This window comes from Oleiphilus sp. HI0061 (genome assembly GCF_001635675.1).
Genome location: NZ_LWFE01000567.1, coordinates 1 through 640, shown reverse-complemented (window position 1 = coordinate 640; position 640 = coordinate 1). Strand labels below are relative to the sequence as shown.

Below are 640 nucleotides of genomic sequence, written 5' to 3'. Positions count from 1 at the left end.
GCAAAGAAAATTGGAAAGCATGCCATGGTGACACCAATCCATACGAGAATTTCTTCACCGGGGTAGGCCCGAGCAAAAGCATACACCGCGACCTTTGTTGTGAACGAGGCTAAAAATATTGTTCCGCTTGGTGTCGCTTCAGGATACGAATCAGTTAACCAGTTGTGCATAAAAGGGAAGGCACACTTGATTCCGAAGGCGAAAAAGATTAGCCATGCACCAACTTGGGCGATGCCCTCATGCTGCAAGCCGATATGAGTGAATAGTAAGCTATTGTTAACGTGCGCGAAGATCAATAGACCTGCAAGTAACAAAACGCCAGATAATACTTGAATGATCAGATAGCGAATACCAGAAGAATAGGCTCGATCTGTTCGACGAGCCCAAATAAGAAATACGGATGTGAGTGCCAGTAACTCCCAGAAGACGAAAAGGGTAAGTAAGTCACCGGCAAATACTGCGCCGACAGCACTACCTGCGTAGGCGAGGCCTGCGACGTGCTGCACAGTATCCTTAACGTGCAAGGCGTAGATGATGGCGATTAGAGCAGCAAGATGGAAAAGATAGCCAAACATCAAGCTAAGTTTATCAACCTTAACTGGCTCTAGTGCATAGCCCATAAACTCCATAGACCAGAATA

Annotated in this window: 1 protein-coding gene; it reads right to left on the bottom strand. The window is 46.4% G+C overall.

The genetic code is table 11. The features are described 5' to 3' along the window. The coding region (locus tag A3735_RS07405) for a proton-conducting transporter membrane subunit (protein ID WP_304439977.1) at positions 1 to 640 on the bottom strand (640 nt) is incomplete at both ends.